At 69.7% G+C, this 21,809-nt stretch carries 17 protein-coding genes; 7 read left to right on the forward strand and 10 right to left on the reverse strand.

The window, feature by feature from the left end; genetic code table 11:
* Positions 1–37 precede the first annotated feature (37 nt).
* The 3 genes from H9I49_RS07385 to betA form a co-directional block, all read right to left on the reverse strand.
* The gene (locus H9I49_RS07385) at positions 38–1,210 is read right to left on the reverse strand and encodes an NAD(P)/FAD-dependent oxidoreductase (RefSeq protein WP_188029732.1); all 1,173 of its coding nucleotides are present in this window, start codon (positions 1,208–1,210) and stop codon (positions 38–40) included.
* Positions 1,207–1,572, reverse strand: coding sequence for a bifunctional 3-phenylpropionate/cinnamic acid dioxygenase ferredoxin subunit (locus tag H9I49_RS07390; RefSeq protein ID WP_188029733.1), 366 nt, complete (start codon positions 1,570–1,572; stop codon positions 1,207–1,209). Before H9I49_RS07390 ends, H9I49_RS07385 begins: the two co-directional genes overlap by 4 nt.
* Positions 1,573–1,723: 151 nt before the next feature.
* Positions 1,724–3,388, reverse strand: coding sequence for a choline dehydrogenase (gene betA / locus H9I49_RS07395; RefSeq protein ID WP_188029734.1), 1,665 nt, complete (start codon positions 3,386–3,388; stop codon positions 1,724–1,726).
* Between the two features lie 176 nt (positions 3,389–3,564).
* Here betA and H9I49_RS07400 point away from each other — a divergent pair, with 176 nt between their 5' ends.
* Positions 3,565–4,392 (forward strand): IclR family transcriptional regulator, encoded by an 828-nt coding sequence (locus tag H9I49_RS07400; RefSeq protein ID WP_255523774.1) that lies wholly within the window; start codon positions 3,565–3,567, stop codon positions 4,390–4,392.
* A gap of 69 nt (positions 4,393–4,461) precedes the next feature.
* Here the strand turns inward: H9I49_RS07400 and H9I49_RS07405 are convergent, their stop codons facing one another.
* The 6 genes from H9I49_RS07405 to H9I49_RS07430 form a co-directional block, all read right to left on the reverse strand.
* Positions 4,462–5,832: an L-serine ammonia-lyase gene (locus tag H9I49_RS07405; RefSeq protein WP_188029735.1), complete on the reverse strand. Its 1,371-nt coding sequence runs from the start codon at positions 5,830–5,832 to the stop codon at positions 4,462–4,464.
* Between the two features lie 5 nt (positions 5,833–5,837).
* The gene (locus tag H9I49_RS07410; RefSeq protein ID WP_188029736.1) at positions 5,838–8,276 is read right to left on the reverse strand and encodes an FAD-dependent oxidoreductase; all 2,439 of its coding nucleotides are present in this window, start codon (positions 8,274–8,276) and stop codon (positions 5,838–5,840) included.
* A gap of 249 nt (positions 8,277–8,525) precedes the next feature.
* A complete protein-coding gene (locus H9I49_RS07415) occupies positions 8,526–9,527 on the reverse strand; it encodes an ABC transporter substrate-binding protein (RefSeq protein WP_188029737.1) in 1,002 nt (333 codons plus the stop codon).
* Positions 9,528–9,610: 83 nt separating this feature from the next.
* Entirely contained in the window at positions 9,611–11,596 is a 1,986-nt protein-coding gene (locus tag H9I49_RS07420) for a proline/glycine betaine ABC transporter permease (RefSeq protein WP_188029738.1), read from the reverse strand.
* Positions 11,593–12,681, reverse strand: coding sequence for a glycine betaine/L-proline ABC transporter ATP-binding protein (locus H9I49_RS07425; RefSeq protein WP_188029739.1), 1,089 nt, complete (start codon positions 12,679–12,681; stop codon positions 11,593–11,595). The genes H9I49_RS07420 and H9I49_RS07425 overlap by 4 nt, the downstream gene beginning before the upstream one ends.
* A 59-nt stretch (positions 12,682–12,740) precedes the next feature.
* Positions 12,741–14,210 (reverse strand): aldehyde dehydrogenase family protein, encoded by a 1,470-nt coding sequence (locus H9I49_RS07430; protein WP_188029740.1) that lies wholly within the window; start codon positions 14,208–14,210, stop codon positions 12,741–12,743.
* A 300-nt stretch (positions 14,211–14,510) separates the two neighbouring features.
* Between H9I49_RS07430 and purU the strand changes: the two genes are divergently transcribed.
* Genes purU through H9I49_RS07450 form a run of 4 tightly spaced genes read left to right on the forward strand, consistent with a single transcriptional unit; the run spans position 14,511 to position 18,382 of the window.
* A complete protein-coding gene (purU, locus tag H9I49_RS07435; RefSeq protein WP_188029741.1) occupies positions 14,511–15,377 on the forward strand; it encodes a formyltetrahydrofolate deformylase in 867 nt (288 codons plus the stop codon).
* Between the two features lie 58 nt (positions 15,378–15,435).
* Complete coding sequence (locus H9I49_RS07440; protein WP_188029742.1) at positions 15,436–16,521, forward strand: S-(hydroxymethyl)mycothiol dehydrogenase; 1,086 nt, start codon at positions 15,436–15,438, stop codon at positions 16,519–16,521.
* The gene (locus tag H9I49_RS07445; protein WP_188029743.1) at positions 16,518–17,150 is read left to right on the forward strand and encodes an MBL fold metallo-hydrolase; all 633 of its coding nucleotides are present in this window, start codon (positions 16,518–16,520) and stop codon (positions 17,148–17,150) included. Before H9I49_RS07440 ends, H9I49_RS07445 begins: the two co-directional genes overlap by 4 nt.
* Positions 17,129–18,382, forward strand: coding sequence for a cysteine desulfurase family protein (locus H9I49_RS07450; protein WP_188029744.1), 1,254 nt, complete (start codon positions 17,129–17,131; stop codon positions 18,380–18,382). Before H9I49_RS07445 ends, H9I49_RS07450 begins: the two co-directional genes overlap by 22 nt.
* A 3-nt stretch (positions 18,383–18,385) precedes the next feature.
* Here the strand turns inward: H9I49_RS07450 and H9I49_RS07455 are convergent, their stop codons facing one another.
* Complete coding sequence (locus H9I49_RS07455; RefSeq protein ID WP_188029745.1) at positions 18,386–19,060, reverse strand: GntR family transcriptional regulator; 675 nt, start codon at positions 19,058–19,060, stop codon at positions 18,386–18,388.
* A 157-nt stretch (positions 19,061–19,217) separates the two neighbouring features.
* Between H9I49_RS07455 and glyA the strand changes: the two genes are divergently transcribed.
* Both glyA and H9I49_RS07465 read left to right on the forward strand, forming a co-directional pair.
* A complete protein-coding gene (gene glyA, locus H9I49_RS07460; protein ID WP_188029746.1) occupies positions 19,218–20,579 on the forward strand; it encodes a serine hydroxymethyltransferase in 1,362 nt (453 codons plus the stop codon).
* Positions 20,576–21,796 carry a sarcosine oxidase subunit beta family protein gene (locus H9I49_RS07465; protein ID WP_188029747.1) on the forward strand — a complete coding sequence of 407 codons (1,221 nt, stop codon included), beginning with the start codon at positions 20,576–20,578 and terminating at the stop codon, positions 21,794–21,796. The genes glyA and H9I49_RS07465 overlap by 4 nt, the downstream gene beginning before the upstream one ends.
* Positions 21,797–21,809: the final 13 nt, after the last annotated feature.

A 21,809-nucleotide genomic window follows, 5' to 3' on the forward strand; every position in this document is an offset into this window, starting at 1 on the left:
CGTAGGGGCCACCGGCTGTCAAGGGTCGTCCCGGCCCTCAGGAGGGGGCTACGACGGACGCGGTGCCGAGCATGCGGCGCCACCGGGTGAAGGCCCGGACCTGGTTCATGCCGAGCACCCCGACCGGCTCCTGGTCGCGCCGGTAGACCGCCAGGAAGCAGCGGTCGGCCGGGTCGCCGTCCTCGATGGTCACGGTGTCCGCGGACCGGGCGTCGCCGGCGAACTGGAGGCGCACGCCGTACTGGTCCGACCAGAAGTACGGCGGGGCGGCGTCCGGTCCCGAGCTGTCCCCCGACAGCAGCGTGGCCACCGCGCGCTTGGGCCTGTCGAGCGCGCCGGTCCAGTGCTCGACACGGTGGTGACGACCCAAACGTCGGTCGTACCAGGCCGCGCAGTCACCGACCGCCACCACGCCCGGAGAGCTGGTCAGGCCACCGACGTCGCAGCGGACGCCGTTGTCGAGCTCCAGCCCGGAGCCCTGCAGCCACTCGACGTTGGGCTGGGCACCGACGCCGACCAGCACCAGGTCGGCCGGCAGCACCCGGCCGTCGTCGAGGGCGACGCCGTCCACCCTCTCCACACCGGTGAAACCTCGCACTCCCGTGCCGCAGATGAGCCGGACACCGTGGTCGGCGTGCAACGCGCTCACGATGACACCCATGTCGGTGCCGAGCGGCCCGGCGAGTGGCGTCGCCAACGCCTCGACCACCGTGACGTCGAGCCCGAGGGCCCGCGCGGTGGACGCGACCTCGGCACCGATGAAGCCGGCGCCGATGACGACCAGCCGCCGCCCCGGCTCGACCTCAGCCCGCAGCGCCACGGCGTCGTCGAGCGTGCGCAGCGTGTGGACGCCGGCAAGCCTCTCCGTGCCGGCGAGGGTCCGGGCTCGGGCGCCCGTCGCGACGACGACGCCATCTGCTCGGACCCGTTTGCCGTCGGCGAGCACCACGGTGCGCTCGGTCAGGTCGAGGCTCTCGGCGCGGACGCCCAGCAGCCACTCGACACCCAGGTCCTCGTCCGCGTCCTCGAGGGCGAGGTCATCGCGCGTGAACGTGCCGGCCAGGAACTCCTTGGACAGCGGTGGCCGGTCGTAGGGCCGGTGCAGCTCGTCGCCGATGACGACCAGGCGCCCGTCGAAGCCCTGGCTGCGCAGCGCCCTGGCCGAGGAGAGCCCCGCCAGCGAGGCACCGACGACCGCGACCGTCCTCATGCCCCGCCACCCGCTCCCTGGCTGCCCACGCTGACACCGGGCGGCAGGTTGGGCTCCTCGGCAGACAGCTCGACGAAGATGTGTCCGTCCTCGACGACGACGCGATGGGTGCGCACGGGCTTCTTCGCCGGGGGTGCGTCGACCTGGCCGGTACGCAGGTCGAAGCGTGAGGCGTGCAACGGGCATTCGATCTCGCAGCCCTCCAGCCAGCCGTCGGCGAGCGACGCGTCCTGGTGGGTGCACGTGTCGTCGAGCGCGAACACCTCGCCGTCCTCGGTGTGGAACACCGCGATCGGGGGCTCGGCCTCGACCCGCACCGCCTCCCCCCGCGCCAAGGACGACAGCGGACAGACTGACAACATAGCAACCACCTCGATGCGAATAGCACAACACAAAGCACGATGCGCAACAGTCTGAGACCGCGACAAGGCCCTGTCAAGAGCCTCGCCCGCGAAGCCTGACGGCTTCGCGGGCGAGGGCTCGGGGTTGACGAGGTCGCGCTCGGTGAGGGGCTCAGTGCAGCGCGCTCTGGTGGCGGTAGAACTGGACCTCAGAGGGCGCCAGCGGCGTGTTGCCAAGGATCAGGTCGGCGGCCTTCTCGGCAACCATCATCACCGGCGCATAGATGTTGCCGTTGGTGACGTAGGGCATCACCGAGGCGTCGACGACCTTGATGCCCTCCAACCCGTGCACGCCCATGGTGAGCGGGTCGACGACCGACCTGTCGTCGACCCCCATCCGCAGCGAGCACGAGGGGTGCAGTGCGGTCTCGGCATCCTCGGCGACCCACCTGAGGATCTCCTCGTCGGTCTCGACCGAAGGTCCGGGCGAGATCTCGCCGGCGTTGAACGGGTCCATGGCCGGCTGGGTCAGGATGTCTCGCGCCACCCGCACCGCCTCGACCCACTCTCGGCGGTCCTGGTCCGTGGACAGGTAGTTGAACCGTAGTGCCGGGTGCTCTCGTGGGTCCCTGCTCCTGATCTTGACCGAGCCGACGGCATCGGAGTACATCGGCCCGACGTGCACCTGGTACCCCTCACCGCCCTCGGGCGCCGACCCGTCATATCGCACCGCGATGGGGAGGAAGTGGAACATCAGGTTCGGGTAGGCCACCTCGTCGTTGCTCCGCACGAAGCCGCCACCCTCGAAGTGGTTCGTCGCGCCCGGGCCCTGGCGTCGGAACAGCCAGTTGGCGCCGATCCACGGCTTGTACCGGTGCTTGAGGTATCGCTGCATCGTGACCGGCTGCTTGCATGCGTACTGGATGTAGACCTCGAGATGGTCCTGCAGGTTCTCCCCCACGCCCGGCAGGTCGTGCACGACGTCGATGCCCAGCTGCGACAGCTCCTGCGCGTTGCCCACGCCGGACAGCTGAAGCAGCTGCGGCGAGTTGATGGCGCCTCCGCTGAGGACCACGGTCTTGGCCCGCACCTGGGTGGCGGCACCCCGACCGCGCTGGTACTCCACGCCCACAGCGGTCTTGCCCTCGAACAGCACGCGCGTGGCCAACGCCCTCGTGACGACCTCGAGGTTGGGACGGCCCATGACCGGGTGCAGGTAGGCGCGCGCGGCCGACAGCCGCCGGCCGTTGCGGATGTTGCGGTCGAAGCGCGCGAAGCCCTCCTGGCGGTAGCCGTTGACGTCGCTGGTCCGGCTGTAGCCGGCCTGCTCGGCGGCCTGGAAGAAGGCCTCGAAGAGCGGGCTGGCGGCTGGGCCGCGCTCGAGGCCCAGCGGGCCGTCGTGGCCGCGGAACGGGTCGTCCGGGTCGGCGGCCAGGCAGTTCTCCATCCGGTTGAAGTAGGGCAGGCAGTGGGCGTAGTCCCACGTCGCCATGCCCTGGTCAGCCGCCCAGCGCTCGTAGTCCATCGGGTTGCCGCGCTGGAAGATCATCCCGTTGATGCTGCTGGAGCCGCCGAGCACCTTGCCGCGCGCGTGGTAGATCCGACGGCCGTCCATGTGTGGCTCGGGCTCGGACTCGTACTTCCAGTCGTAGAACCGGCTGCCGATGGGGAACGGCAGCGCGGCGGGCATGTGGATGAACACGTCCCAGAGCGAGTCGTTGCGACCCGCCTCGAGGACGAGGACCTTCGTGGCCGGGTCGGCCGAGAGGCGGTTGGCCAGCGCACAGCCGGCCGAGCCGCCTCCCACGATGACGAAGTCGTACTGAGCAGACGCCATGTTTCCTCCGAACTGTGGACCGCAGGGCACCTGCGGCCGTGCAAGGGTCGGCAACGGATGGCCGGCCACGACGTGGCACAGCTCGCCGATCAGCTGGGCCGACCATACCGGAGGTAGCACATTGCGCACTAGACTGCGCGATGCGCAACTTACCCGCCGTACGTTAAGGTTGCGTCATGAGCAACGCAATGCAGGGGGACAACGGCCTGGCCACGCGAGCGATCAGCCGCGCCAACGGCGACAGCAGCGGCGGGGTGCAGTCCGTCGACCGGGCAGTCCGTGTTCTCGAGATCCTGGCCGCCAGCGGCGGCTCCGGGGTCAGCGAGGTGGCCGCCGACCTCCAGGTACACAAGTCCACCGCGTTCCGGCTCCTCGCCGCACTGGAGGACCGTGGCCTCGTCGAACAGAACTCGGACCGCGGCAAGTACCAGCTCGGCTTCGGGATCCTGCGCCTTGCCAGCGCGATTCCGGTGCGGCTCGGTGTGGTCCGGCAGGCCAGGCCGATGCTCGACGAGCTGGCCACCCAGCTCGGGGAGACGATCAACCTGGCCGTGATCCGAGAGCACTATGCCGTCAACGTGGCCGAGGCGCTGGGACCGTCGGCGATCTCGGCCCAGACCTGGATGGGCCAGCTCACCCCGCTGCACGCCACGTCCAGCGGCAAGATCCTGCTGGCCCACCTCGACCGCGCGCAGCGCGACGAGGTCCTCGACGCGGCGGGCCAGCCCCGGCTCACCGAGGCCACCATCACCTCCCGCAGCGCGCTCGAGAAGCAGCTGGAGCAGGCACTCAGCGACGGCTACGCCAGCACGTTCGAGGAGTATGAGGTCGGCTTGAATGCCGTCGCGGTGCCGGTGCGGGACCACACCGGTGGCGTCGTCGCCGCGGTGAGTGTCTCCGGCCCCGCCTTCCGGCTCGTCCCGGACCGGATGCGCGAGGTGACCGCCGTGCTGCAGGTCGCCGGAAGCCAGATCAGCCGCCGGTTGGGCCATCTCGGCAGCTGAGTCGGCGTACGGCTGCCCCGGGCGAGCGGCCGGACGGGAGTCCGCCGCCCAGCGCCCGTCGGGTGCGTCTCAGCACTCCACGACATTGACCGCGAGACCGCCCCGCGAGGTCTCCTTGTACTTGACCGACATGTCGGCGCCGGTCTCACGCATCGTCCTGATGGCCTTGTCCAGGGAGACGTGGTGCGTGCCATCGCCGTGCAGGGCCATCCGCGCCGCCGTGATCGCCTTGATCGACGCGATGGCGTTGCGCTCGATGCACGGGATCTGGACGAGCCCGCCGACCGGGTCGCACGTGAGGCCGAGGTTGTGTTCGATGCCGATCTCGGCGGCGTTCTCGACCTGTTCAGGGGTGCCACCGATGACCTCGGCCAGTCCGGCTGCGGCCATGGCACAGGCCGAGCCGACCTCGCCCTGGCACCCGACCTCGGCACCCGAGATGGACGCGTTCTCCTTGAACAGGGCGCCGATGGCGGCCGCGGTGAGCAGGAACCGGACGATCCCGTCGTCGTCGGCGCCCGGCACGAAGCGGTCGTAGTAGTGCAGCACGGCCGGGATGATGCCCGCAGCGCCGTTGGTCGGAGCGGTCACGACCCGGCCGCCTGCGGCATTCTCCTCGTTCACGGCGAGGGCGAACAGGCTGACCCACTCGAGCGTCTGCAGTGGATCGACACCGTCGCCGGCAGCCTCGAGCGTGGCCCTCAGCGACGCGGCGCGGCGGCGGACCTCGAGACCCCCGGGGAGCACCCCTTCGGTGCTGGAGCCCGAGCTCACGCACTCCTGCATCACCTCCCAGATGTGCAGCAGGCCCGCGCGAACCTCCTGCTCGCTGCGCCACGACAGCTCGTTGGCGAGCGCGATCTCGCTGATGGGCAGGCGCTCGCGGGCGCAGTGCTCGAGCAGCTGTTCGCTGGTGCTGAACGGGTACCGCACCGGCGTCACCTCCGGGACGAGCCGGTGGTCACCCGCCTCGGACTCGGTGACGACGAACCCGCCGCCGACCGAGTAGAAGGTGCGCTCCGACAGAGCCACGCCCCCTGAGTCGGTGGCCCGGAACGTCATGCCGTTGGAGTGGAACGGCAACGTCCTGCGGCGGTGCAGCACGACGTCGTCGGGGCTGAAGTCGATCTCGCGGCGGCCGGCCAGGCGCAACCGGTGCTCGCCGGTCACGCGGTCGGCCCGGGGCTGGGCCGCCCTCGGGTCGACGTGCTCCGGCCGTTCGCCCTCGAGGCCCAGGATGACGGCCTTGACGCTGCCATGACCGTGACCGGTGGCCCCGAGCGAGCCGAACAGCTCCACGCGGACCCCGGCGACGCGCTCCAGCAGTCCGTCGGCCGCGAGATCCTCGGCAAAGGTGCACGCGGCACGCATGGGCCCGACCGTGTGCGAGCTCGACGGACCGATGCCGATGGAGAACAGGTCGAAGACGCTGATGGTCATGGGCGCTAGCTGCGCAGGCGCGTCATCGCGGGGTCGAACAACGGCTCGGCTGTCACGACCGCCCTCACACGCTCGTCGAAGTACCCGATCTCCACCTCGGTGCCGACCTCCGTGAGCTCGGCCGGCAACCAGGCATAGGCGATTCCCCTGCCGATGGTGTAGCCGTACGCGGCGCTGGTGACGTAGCCGACACAGCTGCTCCCGGCATACACCGGCTCCTTGCCGAGCACGACGCTGCCGGGCTCCGGCAGGGTCAGGCACGTGAGCCGGCGGGGGCTGGTGTCCTTCCGGGCGATCAGTGCCTCGCGGCCGACGAAGTCGCCCTTGTCGAGCTTGACCGCGAAGCCGAGGCCGGCCTCGTAAGGATCGTGCTCCGCCGTCATGTCCGCACCGTAGGAGCGGTAGCCCTTCTCCAGGCGCAGGCTCGAGAAGGCACCGCGACCGGCCGCGATCACGCCGTACTGCTGCCCGGCCTCCCACAGCAGGTCCCACAGCCGCTGGCCGTGGTCCGCGGTGGTGTAGAGCTCCCAGCCGAGCTCGCCGACGTAGGACAGCCGCATCGCGGTCACGGGCACCGTCCCGATGAAGGCCGAGGTCGCCCGGAAGTACTTGAGCGCCTCGTGGCTGAAGTCGGTGTCGGTCAGCGGCTGGATGAGGTCGCGGGCCCTGGGGCCCCACAGCCCGATGCAGCAGGTGCCCGCCGTGATGTCGCGGACCTGCGCACTGCCGTCGGAGGGCAGGTGGCGGGTCAGCCAGTCGAGGTCGGCGTTTCCGTTCGCACCGATCTGGAACCGGTCCGCCGCAAGTCTCGCCACCGTGATGTCGCTACGGATGCCGCCGTCGACGTCCAACAGCAGGCAGTACGTCACCGACCCGACCGACTTGTCCACGTTGGCCGTGACCAGACCGTTGAGGAACCGCGCCGCACCGGGACCGGTGACCTCCAGGCGCTTGAGCGCCGTCATGTCGTACAGCGCGACCGACTCGCGGGTTGCCTGCGCCTCCGCCGCGACGACGGGCGACCAGTACTTCGCGGCCCAGTCGTTCGGCGTGGGGATGTCGCGACCCTCCACGAGCGCGGCGTTGGCGGCATACCACTGGGGTCGCTCCCAGCCGGAGGCCTCGAGGAACTCGCCTCCGAGCGCGCGCTGGCGCTCGTAGAACGGGCTGGTGCGGATCGGCCGGGGTGCGCCGGTCGGCTGCAGCGGGTGCAGGATGTCGTAGACCTCGACGAAGTTCTGGCAGTCCCGGGCGAGCACGTACTCCGGGGAGAGCTGGTGCTCCTCGAACCGGTTCAGGTCGCACTCGTGCAGGTCGAAGCTCGAGCAGTGGCCGTCGACCAGCAGCTCAGCGACGGCACGGCCGACTCCCGCGGAGTGGGTCACCCAGACCGCCTCGGCCACCCAGAAACCGCTCACGTCCGCCGACTCGCCGATCAGCGGCATGTTGTCCGTGGTGAACGAGAAGAGCCCGTTGATGCCCTCCTCGACCTTCGCGTCGCGCGTGGACGGCAGCAGCATCTGCGTCTGCTTCCACGCCTGCTCGAAGTCCTCCTCGGTGAACTCCAGCACGGAGGGCATGACCGCAGAGTCATCGAGGCGGGCGATGTCCTGCGCCCTGATGGGCATCGGGCGGTGGCCGTAGTAGCCGATGCCGAGGGTGTCGAAGCGCTCGCGGTAGTACAGGTCCTGGTCCTGGTGGCGCAGGATCGGCAGCGTCGCCTCCTGCGTTGCGCCGGCCAGGGCAGGAACCTGTGAGGTCCAGGCGAGCTGGTGCGCCAACGGCGTCAGCGGCAGCTGCAGGCCGACCTTCGCGGCGATGACCGGACCCCAGATCCCCGCGCAGCACACGACGATGTCGGCGGGGATCTCACCGTGGTCGGTCACGACGCCGGTCACTCGGCCGTCCTCGACGGTGACGTCGAGGACCTCATGGCGGGGCAGCAGCCTCGCCCCGCGAGAGGCTGCCCGCCGAGTCTGGGCATCGACCGCATTCACCGCCTTGGCAAGTCCGTCGGTCGGGATGTGCAAGCCGGCGAGCACGACCTCGGGATCGAGCAGCGGGTACATCTCCGCGGTCTCCGCAGCGTCGAGGAGCCGGGACTCGACGCCCCATGCCGTGAGCCAACCGTGCCGGCGGTGCAGCTCGACGACCCGCTCCGGCGTCGTGGCCACCTCCAGCCCCCCGACCTGCAGGAAGCACGGGCCCGCTTCCGACTCCATCGAGCAGAACTTCTCGACGGTGTAACGAGCCAGCTCGGTCATCGTCTTCGAGGAGCTCGCCTGGAACACGAGACCGGGCGCGTGCGACGTCGAACCCCCGGGAGCCGGAAGGTCCCCCTGGTCGACGACGGTGACGTCGTCCCAGCCGCGAGCGGTGAGCTCGTCGACCAGAGCGGCACCGACAACGCCGGCACCGATGATGACCACCTTGCGACCCGTCATTCCAAAACCTCCAGAGTGCGTCTGACGCAACACTATGCGCTGTTCGCAACAATCGTCGCGGACGGTCGGCGGGGTGTCAAGAGCTCCTCGACCACTGTTCTCGGCTTCGGGCCCAGGACGTGGCAGCGGAAGCCGCCGCTGGGCCGCAGCCGTCGTCTGCGACGCCACGGGATGGGGCGGTCTCGCAGACGGCTGTGCCCGGTCCCGGACGAAGTCCGGGACCGGGCACAGTGGGCCAGTCGACCGTCGTCAGCCGGCGGCCAGCCAGGCGTTCACCTTGTCGGGGTTGGCGTCCACCCACTTCTTGGCGGCGGCGTCGTCCGACAGCTTGTCCTGAGCGATGTACTTGGCGACGAGGTTCTGGTCGTCGTTGGTCCACTTGAAGTTCTTCACGAGGTTGTAGGCCGGGCTGCCGGACTGCGCGAACTTCGTGCTCACGATCTTGTTGAGGTTGTACTCCGGGTAGTCGCAGGCGACCTTGGCCGGCGCCGCGTCGCAGCCCTTGGTGTACTTCGGCAGGTCGACCTTGACGAGGGGCACCTCGGCCAGGAACCACTGCGGCGAGTAGAAGTAGCCGATCATCGGCTTCTGGGTCTGCTCGGCCTGCCGGAAGCTCGTGATCAGCGCGGCCTCCGAGCCGGCGTAGACCACCTTGTAGTTCAGGTTCAGGTTCTTGACGAGCGCGGCGTCGTTGGTGACGAAGCCCGGGTCGCCGTCGAGGAGCTGGCCCTCGCCGCCGGACTCGGAGGTCTTGAACAGGTCGGCGTACTTGTTGAGGTTCTTCCAGTCGGTGATGTCGGGGTGCTGCTTCGCAAGGAACGGCGGCACGTACCAGCCGATGATGCCGACGTTGCCCGTCGGTCCGGCGTCCTGGGCGACCTTCTGCTGGGTGATGTACTTCTTGGCGAGGTCGTCGTGGCCCCAGTTCTCGAGCACCGCGTCCACCTCGCCGGTGCTGAAGCCCTGCCACGAGACCTGCTCGTCGAGGTTCTTCTTGACGACCTTGCAGCCGAGCTTCTTCTCGGCGACGTACGCGACGACGGCAGCGTTGGCCTCGTACCCGACCCAGGCGTTCACCGCCAGGTTGACGGTGCCGCACTTGCCCTCGCTGCCGTCCTGGGCACCTGCGGCGGTGTCGGCACCCACCTTGGCGCCGCCGCACGCGCCCAGCGAGAGCGCCAGGGCCGCGGCCGTGAAGCCGGCGAGGGCTCGGGGTCGGGGGGTCGTCAGGATGGTTCTGGATCGAGACATGGAGGATTGCCTTTCGTTCGGCGCACGGCCGAGGTTGCGGTATGCGGGGTGGTTTGGGATGCGGAGGGGTGGGTGCGGGGCGGTTAGTGGCGGACGTGGTCGGTGGTGGCCTGGGCCCGCCGGGCGACCGACTGGGTGAGCCGGTCGAGCATGATGCCGAGCAGCACGATGGCGAGCCCGGCGGCCAGGCCCTTGCCGAACAGGGCGTTCTGGCGGAACCCGGCCACGACGTCGTACCCGAGCGCACCGCCGCCGACGAGGCCGCCGACCACGACCATGGAGAGCACGTAGATCAGGCCCTGGTTCATGGCCAGTGCGATCGTCCGGAGCGACATCGGGAGCTGGACCTTGGTGATGAGCTGCCACGTGCTGGACCCGGCCGAGGTCGCCGCCTCCATCGTCGTGGGCGACACGGCGGCGATCCCGTCCGCGATGATCTTGATGGCCACGGGCGCGGCGTAGACGACACCGGCGGCGATACCGGTGAAGCGACTCGCGGCGAACAGCGCCACGAACGGCACCAGGTAGACGAAGGACGGCATGGTCTGTGCCGCATCGAGCACCGGCCGGATCACCCTGTCGACCTTCGGGCTGCGACCCATCCAGACCCCGAAGACCAGACCCAGGACCATCACTGCGACCGTCGCGAGCAACGTCGCGGCGAGCGTGGACATGGCGTCGAACCACAGCCCGGTGCCGACGATGAGCGCCAGGCAGAGTGCGGTGACGAGGGCGGTTCGCATGCTGCCGGCGACCGCGGCCAGCGCCACGAGCACGGCGAACAGCAGCCACCACGGCGAGTCGGTGAGCAGGGTCTGGAACGGGTTGAGCACGTGGTTGGTGACGAGCTCCTTGAAGTCGCTGGTCACGGCACTGAGGTGCACCTGCGTCCAGTCGGTGACGCCCGTGACGAACCGGTTGATCGGGGCGCCCAGGTCGAGGTCCGTGGGGAACTCGGCGGCCCAGACGAAGGTGTAGGACAGGTAGAGACAGACCACTGCGCCCGCTCCCCCGACGAGCAGGGCCACCTTGCGCACCGAGGCCGGGAACCGACTGGTGCTGCGACGGGACCTCTCGACACGGACGCTGGCCGCCGTGGTGACCCGGTCGAAGACGATGGCCATGACGACGATGGAAAGGCCGGCGTTGAATGCGGCGCCGACATCCAGGGACTGCAGCGACCGCAGCACGACCCGCCCCAGACCGGGCGCGTCGATCAGGGCCGCGATGGTCACCATCGACAGGGCCGCCATGATCGTCTGGTTGATCCCGATGACGATCGTGCGCTTGGCCATCGGCAACATCACCTGCCGCAGGAGCTGGAACCTGGTGGTGCCCAGCGACTGGGCGGCCTCCAGAGTCTCCTTGGGGGTCTGTCTGATGCCGTGTGCTGCGATGCGGATGACCGGTGGGGCCGCGTAGATGAGAGTGGCGATGACCGCCGAGGCCGGCCCGATGAGGAAGACCAGGGTGAGCGGCGCGAGGTAGACGAAGGTCGGCATCGTCTGCATGAAGTCGAGCACGGGGGTGACGACCCGGTTCACCCGGTCGGAGACCCCCGCCCAGATGCCCAGTGGGATCCCGACCAGGAGCGACACGAGGACCGCGGACAGGGTGAGCGCGAACGTGTCCATGCTCTCCTGCCACAGGCCCTGCAGGCCCATGAAGGTGAAGCCGGCGACGGCGAGCAGGCCGACCTTGAGGTTGCCCAGCGCCCAGGAGCCGTAACCCAGCAGCGCGACGACCCCCAGCCAGCCGATCAGTGGGACCGGACGTCCGAACGCCGGCTGTGAGACCAGGGCAGAGACGAAGTTGGTGAGCTGCTCGATCACCAAGCGGATCTCGTTGAAGAAGTAGAGGAACAGCGGGTTGCTGTTGCGGTTGGCGCCGACCGCGTCATTGAGCTCGTTGAGCTGCGTGTGCAGCGAGGTCACGTCCGCGGCACCGAGCGAGAGGGTGTCGCGCCCGCGCAGGACCGTGAACCCGACCAGCCACAGGAGCAGGATGCCGGTGATGATCGCACCCCGGTGCGGGCGGACCCCGGTGCGGACCGCAGCGATCGTCGTCATGATCCGGCGACCACCGAGAGGATCTCGGCGTCCCCCACGACGCCGAGAAGCTGGCCGCCCTCGACAACCTTGATCGGGCGCTCCGCTTCGAGCACTACCCGCACGGCGTCGCGGACCACGACCTCCGGACCGAGCTCGGGGCCGTCGAGCACGTCGTCAGGCTGCACCGGGCGCATGATCCAGCGCAGGGTGAGGACGTGCGAGCGCGGGACCTCCCGGACGAAGTCGCGCACGTAGTCGTCGGCCGGGGCGCCGACCAGGTCTGCGCCGGTGCCGACCTGGACGAGCCGGCCGTCGCGCATGATGAGGATGCGGTCGCCGAGCTTGAGCGCCTCGGACAGGTCGTGGGTGATGAAGACCATCGTCTTGCCGACCTCGTGGTGCAGTCGGATGACCTCGTTCTGCATGTCCCGGCGGATCAACGGGTCGAGGGCGGAGAACGGCTCGTCGAACAGCAGCACCTCCGGGTCGCCGGCCAGCGCCCGGGCGAGACCGACGCGTTGCTGCATACCGCCTGACAGCTGGTCGGGGAAGGAGTTCTCGTAGCCGGAGAGCCCGACCAGGTCGATGACGTCGGCAGCCCGCTGGGCACGCTCCTTCTTGCCGGCGCCGCGGATCTCCAGGCCGTAGGAGACGTTGTCGGCGACCCGGCGGTGCGGCAGGAGGCCAAAGTGCTGGAAGACCATGGCGATGCTGTGCCGGCGCACCTCGCGCAGCGACCGCTCGTTGGCCTGGAGGATGTCGTCGCCCTTGAACAGGACCTGGCCGGCGGTGGGCTCGATCAGTCGCGTGAGGCAGCGGACGAGAGTGGACTTGCCCGACCCGGAGAGGCCCATGACGACGAAGACCTCACCGGGCGCCACGTCGAAGCTCAGGTCACAGACGGCCGCGACGCAGCCGGTGCGCTCCTTCAGGTCCCTGCGAGACAGTGCGCGCAGCTCCGGGGAGCTCGGCACGTCGGCAGCCTTGGCGCCGAAGACCTTCCATAGGTTCTGGACCGAGATCACCGGGTCCGTCGAGCGGCCCGACTCCCGGGTCGGGGCGGTAGGGGTCTCGAGGAGCTCATTGCGCGTGGTCGTTGTCATGGTGGTCTCTCCTGCGCTCTCTTGGCCGAGCTGCTGCTGGGTGAACTGCGACGGGATGCTCATCCGCTGAACCACCCTTGGACTGAAGGGCGGATGTTCTGCCAGACGTGCTTGGTCTCGTAGTACTCGGCGAGCCCGGCCTGACCCAGCTCGCGTCCGAGTCCGGACCGCTTGAATCCGCCCCACTCCGCCTGCGGGACGTAGGGGTGGTAGTCGTTGATCCATACGGTGCCGTGCCGCAGCCGCCGGGCCACGCGCTGCGCCTTGCCGCCGTCCTGCGTCCACACCGCGCCGGCGAGGCCGTATGCGGTGTCGTTGGCGATGCGGACCGCCTCAGCCTCGTCGGCGAACCGCTCCACGGTGAGCACCGGACCGAACGACTCCTCTTGCACGACCTGCATGTCGGCATGGCACTCGTCGAGCACGGTGGGGCGGTAGAAGTAGCCGTTCTCGAGGCCACCGGTCTCGGCCCGGAAACCCCCGCACCGCAGCACTGCTCCCTCGGCGATCCCGGCCTTGACGTAGCTGGCGACCTTCTCGAGGTGCGCCGCCGAGATCAGCGCACCCGTCTCGGCATGCTCGTCGAACGGGCCGCCCAGCCGAATGGCCTCGGCCCGCCGGACCACCTCGTCGACGACGCGGTCGTGCACGTCGTCCTGGACGATGAGCCGGGAGCCGGCCGAGCACACCTGTCCGGAGTGCAGGAACACTGCGGTGAGGGCGAAGTCCACGGCCGTCTCGAGGTCGGCGTCGGCGAAGATGATGTTGGGGTTCTTGCCACCGAGCTCCAGCGCGACCTTCTTCACGGTCTGTGCGGCGGCGGCCATGATCCATCGGCCGGTGTCGAGGCCTCCGGTGAACGACACGAGGTCGACGTCCGGGTGCTCGGCCAGGGGCGCGCCGACCTTGTCCCCGGCGCCGAGCACCAGGTTGCCGGCCCCGGCGGGCAGGCCCGCCTCCTCGAGGCTGCGCATGAGCAGGATCGCCGTCGAGGGTGTCAGCTCGCTCGGCTTGAGCACGAAGGTGTTTCCGGCGAGCAGCGCCGGGGCGACTTTCCATGAAGTCTGCAGCAGGGGGTAGTTCCACGGGGTGATCAGGCCGCAGACGCCCACGGGTTCGCGCACCACCCTGCTGATCGCGTCGTCGCGGCCGGTGTCGATCACCCGCCCGGCGTCGGTGCCCGCGATACCCCCGTAGTAGCGGAAGCAGCTGATGACGTCGTCGATGTCGTACTCTGCCTCGACGAGCCGCTTCCCGGTGTCGAGACTCTCCGCCCGAGCGAACTGCGCCTTGTCGCGCTGCAGCAGGTCGGCGGTCCGCAGGAGCAGCGCTCCACGCTCGACTTCGGGTGTTCGCGGCCACGGCCCGTCGTCGAAGGCCCGGCGGGCTGCCGCGATCGCCCTGACGGTGTCGGCGCTGCCCCCTTCCGAGACGCTGGTGACGAGTCGTCCGTCAGCTGGGCATCGAATCTCCCGACGACCGGCGGAGACTGGGTCGACCCACTCGCCGTCCACGTAGAGCTCTGGCATGCCGCACCCTTCTCAATGGGGACAGGCGAGCCAATAGTGTCTCTCATTGCGCACCTGTTTGCTGATGGTGCAACAGAGTGGCCCCGGCCTGAGTGACTGTCAAGACTTTGACCACGCCCGCATCCCCGAGACTCACGGCCGCGGCCGAGCCATGCATCTGCACACCGCCACCCAAGGCGGGGCCAGGTGCCGGCGGCCGGCCCACAGCCTGCCACCCCTTGACCCGTAGCCCGATCTAAGGTCAAACTGTTGCGCATTGCTCTTCGTGTTGTGTAATACGCACCGTTTGGAGATTTCCCCATGGCACCACGCCCCGCGGCCGGCCGCGAATACGTCCTGACCATCTCGTGCCCGGAGGCCCCCGGGATCGTCTACGCCGTCAGCAGCTTCCTCGTTCAGCAACACGGCAACATCAGCCAGAGCCAACAGTTCGACGACCGGCTGAGTGACACGTTCTTCATGCGCGTGCAGTTCAGTGTGGTGAACGGTGACCTACCGGAGCTGCGGGAGCGGTTCGAGAGGGTGGCCCAGGCCTTCCAGATGTCCTGGCAGATCCATGACGCAGGCACCCCGACCCGCACCCTGGTGCTGGTCTCGCGCTTCGGTCACTGCCTCAACGACCTTCTGTACCGGGCCAGAATCGGCGCCTTGAACGTCGAGATCGCCGGAGTGGTGTCCAACCACCGAGACTTCGAGGACCTCGTGACGACGTACGGGGTGCCCTTCCATCACCTGCCCGTCACGGCAGACACCAAGCTGGAGGCCGAGGCGCGCCTCCTGAGCCTCGTCGACGAGCTCGACATCGACCTGGTGGTGCTCGCGCGCTACATGCAGGTGCTGTCCGATGACCTGTGCACCAAGCTGGAGGGAAAGGTCATCAACATCCACCACTCCTTCCTGCCGAGCTTCAAGGGCGCCAAGCCCTACCACCAGGCGCACGCACGCGGGGTCAAGCTGATCGGCGCGACCGCGCACTACGTCACGGCGGACCTCGACGAGGGACCCATCATCGAACAGGACGCTGCCCGGGTGGAGCACTCCCTCGAGCCTGACGAGCTCGTGGCCGCCGGCCGCGACGTCGAGGTGCAGGTGCTCGCCCGTGCGGTGACCTGGCACACCGAGCATCGCGTTCTGCTGGGCCAGAACCGCACCGTCGTGTTCCGCTGAGCAACGCCGTATCCGTAGACCTGCCATCCACCCACTCACGTTCCGAGGAGTTCAACTCATGCCCCACACCGTCAAGGGAGTCATCGCCCGCGCCAAGGGCGCGCCCGTCGAGGTCGTCGACATCGTCGTGCCGGACCCAGGCCCGGGCGAGGCCGTGGTCGCCGTCCAGGCCTGCGGGGTCTGCCACACCGACCTGCACTACCGCGAGGGCGGCATCAACGACGAGTTCCCGTTCCTGCTCGGACACGAAGCGGCCGGGGTCGTGGAGTCGGTCGGTGAGGGAGTCACCGACGTGGCCCCGGGCGACTTCGTCATCCTCAACTGGCGCGCCGTCTGCGGCCAGTGCCGGGCCTGCCAGAAGGGCAGGCCGCAGTACTGCTTCAACACCCACAACGCCACCCAGAAGATGACCCTCACCGACGGCACCGAGCTCTCCCCCGCCCTGGGCATCGGCGCGTTCGCCGAGAAGACGCTCGTCGCGGCCGGCCAATGCACCAAGGTCGACCCAGAGGCCGACCCCACGGCGGTCGGCCTGCTCGGCTGCGGCGTCATGGCCGGATTCGGCGCCGCCGTCAACACCGGCGGCATCGGCCGCGGTGACTCGATCGCCGTCATCGGCTGCGGCGGCGTCGGCAACGCCGCCATCGCCGGCGCAAAGCTGGCCGGCGCGACCACGATCATCGCCGTCGACATCGACGACCGGAAGCTCGACTGGGCCACCGGCTTCGGCGCCACCCACACCGTCAACAGCAGCGCCGAGGACCCGGTCGAGGCCATCCGCAAGCTCACCGACGGCCACGGCGCCGACGTCGTCGTCGACGCCGTCGGACGCCCGGAGACCTACGAGCAGGCCTTCTACGCCCGCGACCTGGCCGGCACCGTCGTCCTGGTCGGCGTCCCCTCCCCCGAGCTGTCGCTCACCCTGCCGCTCATCGAGGTGTTCGGCCGCGGCGGCGCCCTCAGGTCCTCCTGGTACGGAGACTGCCTCCCGAGCCGCGACTTCCCGATGCTGGTCGACCTCTACAAGCAGGGCCGGTTCGACCTGGGCGCCTTCGTCTCGGAGACCATCGGCCTCGGCGACGTCGAGGCCGCCTTCACCAAGATGCACCACGGTGAGGTGCTGCGCTCGGTGGTCCAGCTGTGAGCGGCTCCCTGCACGTCGACCGCGTCGTCACCTCGGGCACCTTCAGCCTCGACGGCGGAACGTGGGAGGTGGGCAACAACGTCTGGGTCGTCGGCAACGACGACGAGTGCGTCATCATCGACGCGGCGCACGACGCCCGCCCGATCCTCGACGCGGTCGCCGGGCGCACCGTCGTGGCCATCCTGCTGACCCACGGGCACGACGACCACATCGGCGTCGCCGGGCAGCTGCGCGAGGCCACCGGCGCACCGACCTACCTCCACCTCGAGGACCGGATGCTCTGGGACCGCGTCCACACGAGCGAGCCCGACCACAAGCTCGACGACGGCGACCGGATCACGCTGGGCGGGGCCCAGGTGAACGTGCTGCACACCCCCGGCCACGCGCCCGGCGCCTGCAGCTTCTACGTTCCCGAGCTGGGCGAGGTATTCACCGGAGACACCCTGTTCCAGGGCGGGCCGGGAGCCACCGGACGCTCGTTCAGCGACTTCCCGACCATCATCGAGTCGATCACCGAGAAGCTGCTCACCCTGCCAGCGGACACCGTCGTCCACCCCGGCCACGGCGCCGACACCACCATCGGCGCCGAGGCCCCGGACCTGCCGACATGGCTGGACCGGGGTCACTGACCGTCACCATCCCCACCAGCCAGGTGACTGCCTACCTCGACCACGCCGCGACCACGCCCATGCTGCCGTCGGCCGTCGCGGCCATGACCGAGCAGCTGGGGACCGTGGGCAACGCGTCGTCGCTGCACACCGCCGGGAGAGGCGCCGGGCGAGCGGTCGAGGAAGCGCGCGAGCGGCTGGCCCGGACCATCGGTGCCCGGCCGTCGGAGGTCATCTTCACCTCCGGCGGCACCGAGTCGGACAATCTCGCGGTGTCGGGGACCTTCGCGGCCCGGCGCGAGGCGGATCCCCGCCGCGACCACATCGTTGCCAGCGCCATCGAGCACCATGCGGTGCGTGACTGCGTGGAGCACCTCGTGGCGCGGCACGGGGCGCGGGTGACCTGGGTGGAACCGGATGCCGAGGGTGTCGTGTCCGCGGCGGCCGTCCGCGAGGCGGTCGCCGCCGACCCGGCTTCGGTGGCGCTGGTCACGGTCATGTGGGCCAGCAACGAGGTCGGGACGGTCCAGCCGGTGCGCGAGATCGCGGCCGTGGCCCACGAGTTCGACATCCCCTTCCACGTCGACGCGGTCCAGGCCCTCGGGCACGTCCCCGTCGACTTCAGTGGAAGCGGCGCCGACCTGATGACCATCACGGCCCACAAGACCGGCGGCCCCCTCGGTGTCGGAGCGCTGGTCGCCCGACGCGACGCCCGGCTGGTTCCGCTGACGTTCGGCGGCAACCAGGAGCGGCACCTCCGGGGCGGCACCCTCAACGTGCCGGCGATCCGGGGCTTCGCTGTCGCTGCTCAGGAGTCCGTGGCCGTGCTGGACGCCGAGTCCGAGCGGCTCGTCGTCCTGCGCGACCGTCTCATCACCGCGGCGCTGGCTCTCGGCCACGGCATCACGGTGACGGGCCACTGGGAGGCCGGCGACGGCATACGGCGCCTCCCCGGCAACGCGCACCTGCTCGTGCCCGGCTGTGACGGCGACTCCCTCCTCCACCTCCTCGACGCTGCCGGGGTCGAGTGCTCGACGGGATCGGCCTGCCAGGCCGGGCTGCCGCAGCCGTCCCACGTGTTGCTCGCGATGGGCCTGGCCGAGGAGCGGGCGCGGGGGGCGCTGCGGCTCACCCTCGGCCACACGTCCACCGACGCCGACGTCGACGCCTTCCTGAGGGCCCTTCCCGCCGCCGTCGAGCGGGCCCGCCGGCCGCGCAACGGCACGACCTGGCGCCCGCGCGTCAGGAGCTGACCTCTAGAGCACGCGGCGGACGGACCTCTCGAAGTGCACGGCGTGCTGCAGCGCCAGCTCCGCCGCCCGGTCGCCGTCGCCGTCGGCGATGGCGCGGAGCAGGTCGATGTGCTCGCGAATGTGCTCCGCGATCGACGGAAGCCGATCCAGGACCACGCACCAGATACGAGTCGCCAGGTTGTCGAGGCGGACGAGCGTCTCCTCGAGATGCTCGTTGCCGGCGGCGCTGTAGATGAGCCTGTGCACGTCGATGTCGTACTGCATGAGCGCCCGGTTGCTCTGACGCCCACCGTCCATCTGCGCGATCTGGTCGGCCTTGGCGAGCAGGGCCTGACGGCTCTGGGGGCGCGCGGTCGTCGCGGCTCGCCGCGCGGCCAACGGTTCGAGCACGGTGCGCATCTCGGACACTGCAGCGAGGTCCGTGATGTCCACCTGGGTCGCGAACGTCCCCCGCCGCGGGTAGGCCACGACGAGGTGGTCGAGCTCGAGCTTCTTGAGACTCTCGCGGACCGGCGTGCGGCCGACGCCGAGCTCGAGCGCGAGCGCCTGGTCGTTGATCGGCGCACCGGGGGCGATGTCGAGCATGATGAGCCGGTCGCGGATCTCGTGGTACGCCCGCTCGGCCATCGAGGCGTAGTTCTCCTGGCTGGACCCGCGGACCGCCACGTCGACACTCATTGCTGCTCTCCCCTTGTCCGACTGCCTGGGTCACCGCAACGCCGAGGCCCGCTGAGACGGGGCCTCCCAACCCATTGACCGTGGGCCGCGTTAGACATATCGTAGCACCGAGATTGATATATCAGTCGCCGACCAGACAGATATCAGGAGTGGTGAGATGACGATCGACGGACCAACCCAGACGACGGTGCTCCCCGACCGCCCCCTCGACGGTGTGACCGACGGTGCCCCCGAGGGCGTCCTCGACGGTGCGCTCGCGGAGCTGGATGCCGAGGTGGCGGCCGCGATCGGTCATGAGCTGGAACGCCAGCAGAACACCCTCGAGATGATCGCGTCGGAGAACTTCGCCCCCGTCGCCGTGATGCAGGCGCAGGGCTCGGTGCTGACGAACAAGTACGCCGAGGGCTACCCGGGTCGGCGCTACTACGGCGGCTGCGAGCACGTCGACGTCGTCGAGTCGCTGGCCCTCTCGCGAGTCAAGGCGCTCTTCGACGCCGACTTCGCGAACGTCCAGCCCCACTCCGGCGCGCAGGCCAACGCCGCCGTGATGCACGCGCTCCTGCGCCCGGGCGACACCATCCTCGGGCTGGAGCTCGCTCACGGCGGCCACCTGACGCACGGGATGCGCCTCAACTTCTCGGGCCGCCTCTACAACATCGTCGGCTACGGCGTCCGCGAGGACAGCCACCTGATCGACATGGCCGAGGTCGAGCGGCTGGCCCAGGAGCACCGGCCGGCGATGATCATCGCCGGGTGGTCGGCCTACCCGCGCCAGCTCGACTTCGCCGAGTTCCGTCGCATCGCCGACGCGGTGGGCGCCGTTCTCTTCGTCGACATGGCTCACTTTGCCGGGCTCGTCGCCGCCGGGCTGCACCCGTCGCCGGTGCCGCACGCCCACGTCGTCAGCTCGACCACGCACAAGACACTCGGCGGCCCGCGCGGCGGCATCATCCTGACCAACGACGCCGACATCGCCAAGAAGATCAACTCTGCAGTGTTCCCCGGCCAGCAGGGCGGCCCGCTCGAGCACGTCATCGCCGGCAAGGCCGTCGCCTTCAAGCTCGCCGCCTCCGAGCAGTTCGCGCAGCGACAGGCGCGCACGCTGCAGGGGGCCGCGATCCTCGCCGACCGCCTCCAGGCCCCCGACGTCGCCGCACGCGGCATCAGCGTGCTGACCGGCGGCACGGACGTGCACCTCGTGCTCGTGGACCTGCGCCACTCCGAGCTCGACGGCCAGCAGGGCGAGGACCTGCTGCACTCGATCGGCATCACGGTCAACCGCAACGCCGTCCCCTTCGACCCGCGACCGCCGATGGTGTCCTCGGGGCTGCGCATCGGCACGCCGGCCCTGGCCACCCGCGGCTTCGACAGCGACGCCTTCGCGGAGGTCGCCGACATCATCGCCGCCGTCCTGGCCGCCGCGCCCGGCACGGCCGACCTGCCGGCCCTGCGTGCCCGGGTCGACGCGCTGACCGCCCGTTTCCCGCTCTACCCCGGCATCCGAGGAGGCGTGGCGTGAACCAGCGCGAGCTCCCGCAGCACCCCGACTTCCTCTGGTCCAACCCCGAGCCGAAGAAGAGCTACGACGTCGTGATCGTCGGCGGGGGCGGTCACGGCCTCGCCACCGCCTACTACCTCGCCAAGAACCACGGCATCACGAACGTCGCTGTGCTCGAACGCGGTTGGCTCGCCGGCGGCAACATGGCCCGCAACACGACGATCATCCGGTCGAACTACCTGTGGGACGAGTCGGCAGCCATCTACGAACACTCCCTCAAGCTGTGGGAGGGCCTCGAGGAAGAGCTCGGCTACGACATCTTCTTCTCCCAGCGCGGCGTGCTGAACCTCGCCCACACCCTGCAGGACCAGCGGGACTCTGTCCGCCGGGTCGAGGCGAACCGCCTCAACGGCGTCGACGCCGAGTGGGTGGACGCGCAGCAGGTGAAGGAGCTGTGCCCCATCATCAACATCAACGACGACATCCGCTATCCCGTCATGGGCGGCACGTTCCAGCCGCGCGCCGGCATCGCCAAGCACGACTGGGTGGCCTGGGGCTACGCGCGCCGTGCGGACGAGCTCGGCGTCGACCTGATCCAGAACTGCGAGGTCACCGGCTTCGTCATGGACGGCGACCGTGTCGTCGGGGTCGAGACGTCGCGCGGACGGATCAACGCCGGGAAGGTCGCCCTGTGCGCCGCCGGACACACCTCCGTGCTCGCCGACATGGCCGGGTTCCGCGTGCCCATCCAGTCGCACCCCCTTCAGGCGCTGGTCTCCGAGCTCCACGAGATGGTCCACCCCACGGTCGTCATGTCGAACCACGTGCACGTGTACGTCTCCCAGGCCCACAAGGGCGAGCTCGTCATGGGCGCCGGTGTGGACACGTACAACGGCTACGGCCAGCGGGGCTCCTTCCACGTCATCGAGCACCAGATGTCGGCCGCCGTCGAGCTCTTCCCCATCTTCGCTCGGGCCCACCTGCTGCGCACGTGGGGCGGCATCGTCGACGTGACGCTCGACGCCTCGCCGGTCATGGGCCGCTCCCCCGTGGACCAGATGTACGTCAACTGCGGCTGGGGCACGGGCGGCTTCAAGGCGGTGCCGGGCGCCGGCTGGGCTTACGCGCACACCATCGCCCACGACGAACCGCACCAGCTGAACCGGGCCTTCGGTCTCGAGCGCTTTGTGAGCGGCGACCTCATCGACGAGCACGGCGCCGCCGCCGTGGCCCACTGACGCGAAAGGGACT

Origin of the sequence: Terrabacter sp. MAHUQ-38 (assembly GCF_014518425.1) — a bacterium.
Taxonomy (GTDB): domain Bacteria; phylum Actinomycetota; class Actinomycetes; order Actinomycetales; family Dermatophilaceae; genus Terrabacter.